Genomic DNA, 12377 nt, shown 5'->3' on the forward strand with positions numbered 1-12377 from the left:
CGGTGTCACCCCTTCACCGCACCGGCGATGCTCTCCACGAAATGACGTTGCAGCAGCAGGAAGACGACGATGATCGGCACCAGCGCGATGGTCGCCGCGGCGGTCATCACGCCCCAGTCGCTGAGGTACTGGCCGCGAAGGGCGTAGATGCCGACGGAGAGGGTCCGCAGCTCCGGCCGGGTGAGGGTGAGCACCAACGGGAGCAGGAAGTCGTTCCAGCTGTGCAGGAACTGCATGATCACGGCCGTCGCCGTCACCGGACGGGCAAGCGGCAGATAGACGGTGACGAAGGTGCGTACGAAGCCGGCGCCGTCGACCCGGGCGGCCTCCTCGAGCTCGGCCGGAAGCTGGGCGAAGTAGCCGGCGAACAACAGCACGGCGACGATGTTCACACCGCCCGCCTCGGCCAGCGTGACGCCCCACAGCGAGCCGGTCAGGTGCAGCCGGTCGATCAGGTCGTACACCGGAATGATGGTGTAACCCTCCGGCAGGAACACCGCCAGTGCGAACACCGCGATGATGACCTTCTTGCCGGCGAAGCGATAACGGCCCAGTGCGTACCCCATCAGCGCGGCGGTGGTCACCGAGATCAGGATCGAGAAGCCCGTGACGAAGACGGTGTTGAAGAAGTAGCGGCCCATCTGCGCTTCGCGCCAGGCCTGGGTGTAGTTGCCGATCCGCAGGACCGGGCTGAACGGGCTGAGGGATCCGAAGATCTCGCTGGTGCTCTTCAGCGACGAGGAGATCGTCCAGACGAACGGATAGACCCAGACGAGCACGATCGGCACCAGGATCAGCGAGATGATCAGCGCCCAGATCCGGTCCCGGCGGGAGAACCGCCGCTGCCGACCGGGGACGGGCGGCTTCCCACCGACCGGCCGCGGCGTGGTGGTGGTGGTCGACGACACGCTGCCGCTCACGCGACATCCCCTCTGGCCCTGCGAAGCTCACGCCGGGTCTCGGCGACCCGCCGGGCGCCCCACAGTTGGACGAGGGCGAACAGCAGGGTCACGGTGCCGAAGAAGCAGCCGGCCGCGGACGCGTATCCCAGTCGCGGCACGCCGCCCGCCTCGTCGGCGGCGAAGGCGGTGCGGTAGATGAAGATCTCGGTCACCTGGGTGCTGAAGTACGGACCGCCGCGCGTCATCGCCTGGATGATCGCGAACGCGTGCAGATTCTCCTTCGCCGTCAGCACGATGATGATCAACGCGAACGGCAGCAGGATGGGCATGGTGATGTGACGCGCCAGCTTCGCCCAGCCGGCGCCGTCGATGCGGGCCGCCTCGTAGTACTCCGCCGGCACCGTCTGCAGCGCGGCGAGCCAGTAGATCATGGTGATGCCGAAGTTCTTCCAGGTGTGCACGAGGAGCGCGGTCCAGATCGCGATCTTCGGATCGGACAGGAATCCCACCGGCGAGTCGGCCAGGCCGGTCCCGACCAGCACCGAGTTGGCCGGGCCGTTGTTCGGGCTCAGCACGAACGTCATCACCACGCCGATGATCGACGCCGACGCCATCACAGGAAGGAAGAACAACGTGCGGAAGGCGACCGACAGGCGCATCACCTGACTGTTCAGGATCACCGCCACGACCAGCGCCAAGCCGACCCGCAGCGGGGTGCCGACGAGTACGAAGATCATCGACCGGCCCAGCGCGGACCAGAACATCCCGTCGCCGAGCAGCTCGCGGTAGTTGCCCAGACCCACGAAGGTCATGTCGTTGTTGAAGCCGGACCAGTCCATCGTGGAGTACACCCACGACATCACCATCGGGTAGAAGGTGAACATCGCGGTGAGCACGAGCGCGGGCAGCAGGAACACGTAACACCAGCGGCCCGTGGTCCGCTGGTACCACCCGCCCACCCGGCGCTGAGCAGCCGAGTGGGCCTCGAGCACGGTCATCCGGATCCCTTGCCGAGCAGGGCGGTGAGGTCGGAGCGTTCGGTCTGTGCCGGTCTGCCGGTGACGAGCCGGCCGTCGGCCACGTATCCTTCCTCGCGGCCGGTCAGGTAGCCGACCAGTCGTCGCCGCCAGTCCTCGACCTCCGCCTGCCTGCCGGAGTCCCCGACCAGGTTGTGGAGTTCCTGCGGATCCTCCTCGAGGTCGAAGAACTGCTCCTTGCCCTCGGCCGACGCCCACAGGTACTTCCGGCGGCCGTCGGTGACCCACTGCAGGGACTGGTCGAAGTGGGTGTGCTCGCCGTGGATCTCGCTCCGCCAGGTCTGCGGGCGACTCCCCCGTACGTACGGCATCAGGCTGGCGCCGTCGACCGAGTCCGGGATCGGCACGCCGGCCATCTCCAGCACGGTCGGCATGATGTCGCGCAACTCCGTGACGTCGTTGACCACGGCCGACCGGGGCGCGTCCGGGGTGAACCGCGGGGCGGGCCGGACGATCATCGGCACGTGCGCACTGCCCTCGAAGCCGACGGACTTCCGGTACATGTCGTGGTCGCCCATCATGTCGCCGTGGTCGGACACGAAGACGATGGCCGTGTCGTCCAGCAGTTCGTGGTCGGCGAGCCCTTCGAGCAGCCGGTTGAGCTGGACGTCGATGTGACTGATCAGGCCGTAGTAGCCGGTGGTCGTCCGGTGGTGTGACTCCGGATCCAGCCGGCCCATCACGGTCTGGTGGTAGTTGTCCCGGCGGAACTCCGCGAAGTCCTCGATCCAGTCGCCGCGAGGCGGCTCGACCCGCTCCCGGCTGTAGTACTGGTCCCACGCCCACTGCGGCGGGTTGAACGGTGCGTGCGGGCGGTGGAACGACACATAGCTGAAGAACGGCACCGTCGGGTCGCGGCGACCCAGCCAGTCCAGGGTCTCGTGCACCACCCAGTTGGTCGGGTGCAGGTATTCGTCGCGGTTCCACGGCAGCGCCACCATGGAGTTGCAGCCCACTCCGTCGTCGAAGTAGTCGGCGTGGGCGTCCATCCCGGGCTGCCTGCGCAGCCAGGTCAGGTAGTCGTCGTTGGCCTCGAGGTTACGGCCGCCGTAGCGGCGGCCGAAGTGGAGGAAGCCGTCGTGCAGGCGTACGTCGTCGAAGCCGCACCGGGACCGCTCCGGGAAGACGTGCATCTTGCCGATCGCCTGGGTCTGGTAGCCATGCTCGCGCAGCACACCCTGCATGGTCACCGGATGCGCCTCGGTGAAAGGGATGCCGTCGCGGTAGCCGGTCCGGCCGTGCCGCTCCTGGGACTGCCCGGTGAAGAGCGCGACGCGGCCGGGCACACACGTCGGGGTGGCGGAGTAGGCCCGCGCGAACCGGGTGCCCTGACCGGCGATGTCGTCCAGGTGTGGCGTCTTCACCACCGGATGCCCGGCGCAGGAAAGGGCGTCGCCGCGCATCTGGTCGACACAGATCACCATCACGTTGGGCCTGTCGTGACGGCGCGCACGGCTGCCGGACTGGCGAGTGTTCGAGCCGTATGACGGCAGCGCCATTCCTACCTCCCCGATCGGAAATGAGGTGTCGGTTATGCGCCTAACCAACCACCACTATGCCATGCTGTCAATGCCCTGCTCCAGATGTCGTCGCGCCCGTGTGGTAACTCCTGAGAGGTGACGTTGAAACCCCGTCGAGCCACGCAGGCCGATGTCGCGCGGGCCGCGCGCGTGTCGGTCGCGACGGTCTCCTACGTCGCGAGCGGCCGCGCGAACCGGAAGAACCCGGCAACACCCGAGGTCACCGCCCGGGTCCTGCGGGCGATGCGGGAGCTCGACTACACCCCGGCCCGTTCCGGCCGGGTGCTGGCGCGCAACCGCACCGGTCTCGTGGCGGTGGCGGCGTACACGCCCTTCAATCCCTGGGCACTGGGGCTGATCACCCAGATCGAGGGGGTCGCGGCCGATCACGGGCTCGGCGTCGTCATCCAGCGGTACGGCCACACCGAGAACGCCGCCGACCTGATCGAGACCCACCTGCTCGAGGGCCTGGCCGACGCCGCGGTGGTCGTTGGTTCACCCTCGTTCGGCGCGGGGCGGCTGTACCGGATCGGACGGCGGATCCCGCTGCTCGCGGTCCACCACTCGTACCGTCCGCGCGGTTTCGACGTCATGGTGCAGCAGGAGGCGACCGCGGTCCGGGAAGCCGCCGAGCATCTGGTCCGGCTCGGCGTCGAACGGCCGGCCTTCCTCGACGTACCCGACACCGGGGACCACCCGCGGCGCGACGCGTTCGTGGAGACCTTCCTCGAGCACGGCTACAAGCCGGGCTCGATCACCGTCGTCCAGGACCGCGAGAACGCGTTCACCGGCTTTCTCGACTCCCGGCATCTGGCCACGGACCTGCTCACCCGGTCACCGGGCAGGAGGCCCGACGCCATCATGGCCAACTCCGACCGGGCCGCGATCGCCACCATGTGGGCCGCCATGCAGCTCGGCATCTCCATCCCGCAGGAGCTGAAGGTGATCGGGGCCGGCAACATCCCCGAAGGCGCAGACCTCCGGCCGGCACTCACCACCGTGGGCAGTGCGGTCGAGGAGTTCCGGCCGGCAGTGGAACGCCTGATCGAGCGGATCGACGATCCCGGGATGCGTACCGGCACCCTCAAGGTGCCGTGGCGGCTGATCCTGCGAGACTCCGCCTGACCGACTCCGCGGTGGGACTCGGGTTCTGCCGGCGCTGTCCCGCTGGGTGGCCCGGTGCGGCCACCTTGGCACTTTAGGTCTTGCCCGAAACCTGGCCCGCGCTTTACCTTCGGGCTCCAGGAGCGGGACAGAACGAGGTGCTTCCATGAGCGGTTACACCGATCCCATGCCACCCTCGCCGACTGGTTTCCGGCCCAGTCGCCGCGATGTGCTGCGCTACGGCATGTTCCTCGGCTCGGCCGCGATGCTGCCGTCGCTCGCCCCCGACCTTGCCGCTGCGGCTGTGCCGGCGACTGCAACTGGGCCGACGACCGGGGCGACGGTCGCGCTGGCTGACGTACCGACCAAGACGAAGCCGACCGTCTACACCGCCGAGATGGTGGCTGCGGCCCGCCGTAACGTCGAGCAGTACGACTGGGCGAAGGAACTGCGTGACACGGCTGCCGCGAAGGCCGATCGACTTCTCGCGAAAGGCGACGACTGGCTGTGGAAGCTGGTCACCGGGCAGGGCGTACCCCGCAGTTACGCGGTCAACCAGGACCTCGGCTCCCCCGTCACCGGCAAGGACATCTACCGGTTCGGCAACTACCCGTGGCTCACCGACCCGGACAAGCCGTGGAAACTCATCGACCCGTCGGTGCCGGAGGACTCCGGGCTGCCGCGGATTTACCCGACCAACGACTTCGGCGCGTTCTACGCGAGCGGACTGGACGAACACGGCAACTTCGACCGGGCGCGCGCCGACCGCAGCCTGCTGGTGAACGAGCTGTACCCGGAGAAGGGTCCGACGTGGGGCGTCGACGACGGCTTCGGCTGGGTCGACGACGACGGCGACAAGTGGACGTTCGTCCCGTACTACAACCACTGGGTGGTCTGGTACAGCGCCAACGCGCTCTATGCCGGTGCGGCCTCCATCTACAACGGCCTGCCCGCGCTGCGCGACGCCTACCTCACCACCGGAGACGTCAAGTACGCCCACGCCGGACTGATTCTGCTCGACCGGATCGCCGACGTTTACCCGTCGATGGACACCACTCCGTACAAGCGGTCGGACGGCTACCTGCACTCCGACGGCCTCAGCGGCAGAGGAAAGGTGGTCGGCTGCATCTGGGAGACCGGAATCTCCCAGATGATCTGCGACGCCTACGACGCCTTCTTCCCGGCGATCGCGGACGCGGACGAGGCCGACGTCGTGCCGTTCCTGTCGGAGAAGGCCAGGCAGTACGGTCTTGCACCGAAGGACTCTCCGGCCGCGATCCGGGTGAACATCGAGAACGGCATCCTCCGGCAGGTGTACCCGAACGTCCAGGCCGGGAAGATCCGCGGCAACTTCGGCATGCACCAGCGGTCGGTCACTCTCGCCGGAGTCGTGCTGGACGCACCGTCGGAGACCAAGGCGTGGATCGACTTCGTCTTCAGAACCGGGAGCGTAGGGCCGCCGCCCGAGTACCGCGTGTCCGGCGGTGACGTCTTCCGCACCCTCGTGGATGTCGTGGACCGCGACGGAATGGGCAACGAGGCCTCGCCGGGATACAACCGGCTGTGGATCGGCCACATCCGCGGTATCGCCGACGTCCTCGACGGGTACGACGGATACCCCGCGGCGGATCTCTATCAGCACCCGAAGTTCGCGAAAATGTTCCAGGGAATGCATCCGCTGGTGATGCTGGGCGCCTACGTGCCACAGATCGGCGACACAGGCTCGACCGGCATGCCCGGCCTGTTCGGCTCCCCGAACGAGTTCTTCAACTTCTACGAGAAGTTCGGCCTGCCCGAATACGCCCAGATGGCCTACCTGATGAACGGCAACAGCGCCGACAACCTCTACGGCAACCTCTTCAGCCCGGACGTCTCCGGTGTACAGCAGCGCATCCGCGAGGTCATCGCCAAGCACGGCCCCTGGCAGCCACCCAGTGAGAACCTCACCGGGTACGGCATCGCCATGCTGCGTGACGGCGCCGGGAGCAGAGCGCGTGACCTGTGGGTCTACTACGGCCGCACCCCGGGGCACGGGCACCTCGACGCGCTCAACCTCGGCATGCACGGTTTCGGCGTGGACCTGTTGCCAGACCTCGGCTATCCGGAGTTCGCCGACGCCAGCATCCGTACGCAGGAGTGGAACCAGAACACCGTCGCGCACAACACGGTGGTGGTGGACAGGAAGCCACAGACCGAGCAATGGGTGGGCACACCGCACGGCTTCGCAGCCGGTGACCGCGTCCAGGTGAGCGACACCTCGGCGCCGGCGGCGTACACCCAGACCAGCACCTACCGTCGGGTCTCGGCGATGGTGAAGGTCGACGACACCGACTTCTACGCAGTGGACGTCTTCCGGGCTGTCGGCGGCACGGACCACCACTTCTCGTTCCACGCCGCGGAGGGCCCCGCGACGGCCGAGGGACTCACACTGACCCGGCAGCCCACGGGCACCTATGCCGGGCCGGACGTACCCATGCCGTCCGATGACGCGCCGTTCCGCAGCAACGCCAGCGGCTTCGACTGGCTGGACAACGTGTCCCGCGACACCCACCCCACCGGGCCGTTCAGCATCGACTGGAAGGTCAAGGACACCTGGGGAGTGCACGACCCCGCCCCGAACCTCCATCTGCGACTGACCATGCTGTCCGACGTGGACGACGTGGCGATCTGCGACGGAACACCGCCCCGCAACAAGCCGGGCAATCCGGCGAAGCTGCGCTACCTCATAGCGCACCGGCAGGCCTCCGCGGGGCAACAGCTCACCAGCCAGTTCGTCTCTCTGGTCGAGCCGTACGTCGACCGCCGGGTGGTGCGCTCGGTCTCGGCACTGCCGGTGCGAGCCATTGACGGCACGATTGCCCCGCACGAGGTGACGGCGATACGCGTGGAGCTGACCAACGGCCGCGTCGACCACATCGTCAGCTCGCTGCGGACCGAAGTGATGCTGAAGATCGATCTCGACAACCGCAAGGAGCTCAGGTTCCGGGGTTCCTTCGGCTTCTACTCCACCCATGGCTCGGAGCCTGTGTACGCCTGGACCCACGGGGCGAGCTTCCTGGGACCGTTGCCACAGATGCAGGGCCCGGCCGCCGCGACGGGTACCTTGCGGGACTTCACCCGCGACCTGTCGTTCCGCAACCAGCTCACCGTGAAGCTCGACGCCGGAGTCCCGGCCGGCTTGAAGCTCGACGGTAGCTACGCCTACGTCACCGTGCCCCAGTCCACGTACGCGAGGATCGCCTACCCGTCCAGGACTCCCTCCAAGGCTGGTGACTTCGGGGCGCTGAGCCAGCAGATCGAGGTCAGCCAGGCGACCTCACATCAGCTGTCGGTCAAGGTGAACGACGACTTCGCCGGGGCTACCGCCGGTTACCTCTTCCTGCAGGTGCTGATCGACGGTGCGGTCGTGGCCGAGCAGGACGTCGCCGGTGCGAGCCAGTGGCGAGAACTCACTGCCGACGTCACCGGACACCTGACAGGCAAGAGCACTGCCGTACTCACACTGCGCCTGGTCAGCAAGAAGGCCGTCAGCAACTTCGCCGTCGCGGCGATGTTCGACGACGTGGCCATCTCGGGGACCACCATCGAGAACGGCGACTTCGAGGACACGTCCTCCCCCGCCTGGCGGCCGGAGTCGAACTCGTCGAGCTTCACCGTCAACTCCCGTGCCACCGCTGACGCCAATGCGCGCAACGCCGTCTACCGCATCGAGGGTGTGCCCTTCACGAGTGACACCACGGTGGTGCTGGACATCGGTGACATCACCACGATTCGTGGGTATGTCGACCCGGAGGACTTCGACAAGGGCTTCCGGTACGACGTGGCAGCCGATGCCGCCGTCAGCATCCCGTTCACCCGGGAATGGCAGTCGTGAAGCTCCTTCAGGTAGCCGGCCTGCTCTGCCGCGACCAGTTCCTGGGGATGCGCCGCGTCGCGACGCGCCACGTCGCGACGACGGGGCGCGTCCAGATCCACCAGTAGGCAAGCCCCAGCGTGAGGGAGCCGGCGAACGCCGCGACCGGCTGTCCCCGCAGCAGGTCGAGTGCCTGCCAGTGGATGACGTAGATGTACAGCGAAGCTGCCGCGAGGATCTGGACGATCGGTACGAGTACGGCGGGCACCCGGGTCACCGGCCGCCAGAGCATCAGCAGCACGCACGCGATCGTCAGGCCGTCCCGCGCGGGGTTGAACGAGAACGTGCCGATCATCGCGATCACGAGCACGGTCATCAGGCGCTTCTGGGCCGGCGTCGCCACCCGGGCCAGCGTCCAGCCGAGAAGGAAGAGATACAGCACGACCGGCGCCGATCCCTGCATGCGGGGAATGTGCAACGGCAGGATCGGCAGCCGGAAGAGCACGAACGCGGCCGTGGTCAGCGCGAGCGGCAGACCGAAGGGATGGCGCCGGTCCAGGGCGGCGATCCGGCTCGAGGCGTTGGCGGCGGCGACCACGAGCAGCGCGACGATCATCGCCTCGACGAACCAGAACCGCCACGGCGGACCGAGCTGTTGTTCCCCGAAGATCCAGTTGGCGAGGAACAGGTTCCGCGTCTCGTAGTAGCCGCCGAGCACGTGCGCGCCGACGATGACCACGAGGCTGGGAACGGCGATCCGCACCGCCGCCCCGAGGACCCGGCGGGCCCGGCGCCGTCGTCCGGGGTCGGCCAGCTGGAAGCGCGCGACCTGGTAGCCGGCGATGACGAGCAGAGCGTTGGCGGTGCCCTGGAGCAGGAAGACGCCGGCGTGGGTGCCGACGATGCAGACGATCGCGAGGGCGCGCAGCCAGACACTCGTCTCCATCGTGCGCCACGTCGGCCGCCACGTCGGCCGCCACGTCGTGCGCGAGACGAGTGCTGCCGGTCCGCGCCGGCGGCCCCTCCCCTGCCCCGCCAGGACTTCCAGGTCACGCACCGGGGTCACGTGCCAGTTCGGCGGGAGGTGTCCGAGCAGCTCCTCCAGCCGGATCGACACCTCCACGTAGGAGAGGGAGTCGCCGCCGAGGGAGACGAAGGTCGCCTCGTCGTCGACGTCGTGCTGGAGCAACCGGCCGTAGAGAGCGGCGACCGCGCGCCCACCCGTCTCCTCGGCGCGCGCGACCGCCTCCTCGACCGGGGCCGGGCAGGCCAGCGCGAGGAGCGCCGGGTAGTCGGGCTTGCCGGTGGCGAGCAGCGGCTGGTCCCTGACGAAGACGACTCGCAGGGCCTCCCGCGGAACGCCGCATGCGCGGATCGCCTGGCGCCGTAGCGACTCCCGGGCAGGTGCCGCTGCGACCTCGCAGGCGACGACGATCAGGCCGTCGCGTCCGGTGGTCCGTACGTCGTGACCATCCGCGCGGAGGCGGCTCTCGAGCGCGTCGAGGTCGATGCGGTGCCCGAGGACCTTGACGAAACGCGCACGCCGGCCGAGGACGCGTACCAGACCCTCGCGAGTCAGTTCGCCGAGATCGCCGGTGCGCAGCTCGTCGACGGTCCGGCCGAGCGCGAGGTCGGCGGGCTCCTCGGCGTACCCGAGCATGACGTTGGGCCCGCGAAACACGATCTCGCCGTCCGCCACGTCGATCGTGGCGCCGGGTACGGGGTTCCCGACCGTGTCCGGGTGCTCGGCGGCGAGGTCGGGAGGAAGACAGGTCATCCGGGCCGTCGCCTCGGACTGGCCGTACATCACGACCAGATCCCATCCCCGCGCCTGTCCGAGCTCGGCGAACCGCCGGACGCGGTCGGGCTCCATCCGGCCTCCGGCCTGGGTGACGTACCGCAGCCCCGGCACGTCCCGGTCGGCGAAGCCGCTGCGCTCGAGGAGTTCGAACGTGTGCGGAACGCCGGGAAGGGTCGTGGCCCCGGCCGTACGGAAGAGCTGCCAGAAGCAGTCGTCGACGACGGACAGGTCGGTGAGCAGCAGGCTCGCACCCGCGGCCAGGTGGGTGTGCAGCACCGACAGGCCGTAACAGTAGGTGATCGGCAGGGTGAGTGCCGCGCAGTCGTCGGGGCGTACGCCGAGAGTGGCGGTGATCTGTGCGGCGTTGGCGGTGAGGTTGTCGGCGGACAGGCGGACGAGCTTGGCCGACCCCGTGGAACCGCTCGTGCTGAGCAGGAGGGCGAGGTCGGGATGTAGTTGGTGAGCCGACGTCTCCCGGACGACCTCGATCCCACCGGCCGGGTCCAGCACGACGTCGGGGCGGTAGGCCTCGCGCAGCCGGGCGGCGGGGTCGCCGGGTGCGACGAGCAGGACGACGTGGCCGGCGGTCTGAGCCGCGAGGTAGCCGACAACGGTGTCCACCGTGGATCGTCCCTCGACCTTCACGAGGCGGCGCGGACCGTCGAGCCGCGCGGCGAGGCCGTCCACCCGGCGGGCGAGGTCGGCGTAGGTGACGGAGCCTTCGGCGGTCCGCAGTGCTGGCCGGTCGCCATGCGCTCCGAGCCGGGACACCCAGGGCATGGTCGGTGACGGGGCCAGGGGCACGGAGCTCGCGGTCACGCGAGGTAGTAAATAGGTTAGGCAACCCTAAATCAAATCCCGGGGCCGACTGCGGCCACCTCGGGTCGGCTCAGTTAACCTGCCGTCAGCCAGGTTAGCCTTTCCTGGGCTTGCCATCGGAGTCGAGACCTTGCCACCCACCCACGACCGGCTGCACGCTCCGGGCCGCACGGCCCAACGTTCGAGCCACCAGGAGTTTCCCTCGTGACGCGCCGACGCACCATGATCCTCGCCGCCGTCGTGGCGACCGTGACCGCCCTCGGCCTGTCGGCCTGCAGCAAGAGCCTCGAGGCCACCGGGGATCTCGACAAGTCGAAGTTGACGATCTACAGCGCCCAGCACGAGAACCTCACCGAGGAGTGGGGGCGGGAGTTCCAGGACAGGACCGGGATCAAGGTCCAGATCCGCTACGGCGACGACTCCTCGATGGGCGCGCAGATCGTGCAGGAGGGAACCGGCTCGCCGGCCGACGTCTTCCTCACCGAGAACTCCCCCGCCATGACGACGGTCCAGAACGCCGGCCTGCTCGCGCCGGTGAAGGCCTCCACCCTGGCCCAGGTCGGCGACCAGTACCACCCCTCCTCGAAGAACTGGGTCGGCATCGCGGCCCGCTCGACCGTGCTCGTCTACAACCCGAAGAAGATCTCCGAAGCGCAGCTGCCGAAGTCCCTGATGGACCTCGCCAAGCCGGAGTACGCCGGGAAGTGGGGTGCGGCCGCCGGCGGTGCGGACTTCCAGGCGATCATCTCGGCCATGCTCGCCACCGAGGGCGAGGCCAGGACCTCCCAGTGGCTGTCCGGCCTGAAGTCGGGCGCGAAGATCTACCAGAACAACATCGCGACGATGAAGGCCGTCAACGCCGGCCAGTCCGCGATGGGCGTCATCTACCACTACTACTGGTACCGCGACCAGGCTCTGGACAAGGAGAGCAGCGGCAACACGAAGCTGCACTACTTCAGGAACGAGGACCCGGGCGCGTTCGTCAGCCTCTCCGGTGGCGCCGTCCTCAAGAGCAGCAAGCACGCGGCCGACGCACAGAAGTTCCTCGCGTTCATCACCAGCAAGGAAGGCCAGAAGGCGCTGGGAACGACCGACTCCAAGGAGTACGCCGTCGGCAAGGGCGCCGCGTCGGACCCCAAGCTTCCGCCGCTCGACTCGCTCCAGGCTCCCAAGGTCGACCCGTTCAAGCTCAACGGGCCCAAGGTCATCAGCCTCATGACGAAGGCCGGGATCCTCTAGGTGACGACCGCGCAGACGCGTACGGCCCCTTCCGCGCAAGGCCCTCCCCCGGTCGGAGACGGACGTCGGTCCGGACGTCGACCCGGACCGGGCCGCGGACAC

The 12377-nt window shown here is 68.4% G+C and carries 7 protein-coding genes; 3 read left to right on the top strand and 4 right to left on the bottom strand.

What is annotated here, in order from left to right:
• Positions 1 to 5: 5 nt before the first annotated feature.
• Genes FHR37_RS15095 through FHR37_RS15105 form a run of 3 tightly spaced genes read right to left on the bottom strand, consistent with a single transcriptional unit; the run spans position 6 to position 3438 of the window.
• Complete coding sequence (locus tag FHR37_RS15095) at positions 6 to 920, bottom strand: carbohydrate ABC transporter permease (protein WP_237769045.1); 915 nt, start codon at positions 918 to 920, stop codon at positions 6 to 8.
• Entirely contained in the window at positions 917 to 1900 is a 984-nt protein-coding gene (locus FHR37_RS15100) for a carbohydrate ABC transporter permease (protein ID WP_092887937.1), read from the bottom strand. Before FHR37_RS15100 ends, FHR37_RS15095 begins: the two co-directional genes overlap by 4 nt.
• Positions 1897 to 3438, bottom strand: a complete 1542-nt coding sequence (locus FHR37_RS15105; RefSeq protein ID WP_092887940.1) for an arylsulfatase — start codon at positions 3436 to 3438, stop codon at positions 1897 to 1899. Before FHR37_RS15105 ends, FHR37_RS15100 begins: the two co-directional genes overlap by 4 nt.
• A gap of 123 nt (positions 3439 to 3561) precedes the next feature.
• Here FHR37_RS15105 and FHR37_RS15110 point away from each other — a divergent pair, with 123 nt between their 5' ends.
• Positions 3562 to 4584 carry a LacI family DNA-binding transcriptional regulator gene (locus FHR37_RS15110; protein WP_175542765.1) on the top strand — a complete coding sequence of 341 codons (1023 nt, stop codon included), beginning with the start codon at positions 3562 to 3564 and terminating at the stop codon, positions 4582 to 4584.
• Between the two features lie 145 nt (positions 4585 to 4729).
• Complete coding sequence (locus tag FHR37_RS15115; RefSeq protein ID WP_092887946.1) at positions 4730 to 8437, top strand: heparinase II/III domain-containing protein; 3708 nt, start codon at positions 4730 to 4732, stop codon at positions 8435 to 8437.
• A 7-nt stretch (positions 8438 to 8444) separates the two neighbouring features.
• On the opposite strand, the gene FHR37_RS15120 is transcribed toward FHR37_RS15115, so the two are convergent.
• Positions 8445 to 11036, bottom strand: a complete 2592-nt coding sequence (locus tag FHR37_RS15120; protein WP_092887949.1) for an AMP-binding protein — start codon at positions 11034 to 11036, stop codon at positions 8445 to 8447.
• A 204-nt stretch (positions 11037 to 11240) separates the two neighbouring features.
• On the opposite strand from FHR37_RS15120, the gene FHR37_RS15125 reads away from it, so the two are divergent.
• The gene (locus FHR37_RS15125; protein ID WP_237769046.1) at positions 11241 to 12275 is read left to right on the top strand and encodes an iron ABC transporter substrate-binding protein; all 1035 of its coding nucleotides are present in this window, start codon (positions 11241 to 11243) and stop codon (positions 12273 to 12275) included.
• The last annotated feature ends 102 nt before the right edge of the window (positions 12276 to 12377 follow it).

The organism is Actinopolymorpha cephalotaxi, from assembly GCF_013408535.1.
Lineage (GTDB): Bacteria > Actinomycetota > Actinomycetes > Propionibacteriales > Actinopolymorphaceae > Actinopolymorpha > Actinopolymorpha cephalotaxi.